At 50.4% G+C, this 270-nt stretch carries 1 protein-coding gene; it reads left to right on the forward strand.

Features of this window, described 5'->3' with window-relative positions:
* On the forward strand, nucleotides 1-270 hold a 270-nt coding region (locus AC1RPG_RS08790), incomplete at both ends, for a hypothetical protein (protein ID WP_481762604.1).

Raw genomic sequence — 270 nt, forward strand, 5'->3', positions numbered from 1 at the left:
CTGAACTACTGTCAGAAAGTCACGATGTACAGCACGTACTTCATATGGCAGGACCCGATCGCAATTGCCCGCAATGTGGCGCTTGACGTATATGCATTCAACAGCGCCAACTTGCTACAAGTTCAGCAGAGTGTAGAGCAGGCTATCCAGACATTGTTCTCGAAGCGTCCGGGGCTGCTGATGACCAACTTCTATATATCGGACTTGGTTAATGCGGCCATGAAGTCGAATCCGAACATTTCGTACGTGATTCCTCGTTCACCGACCGGG

This window comes from Dellaglioa sp. CoH-57-MRSF-18, from assembly GCF_056781995.1.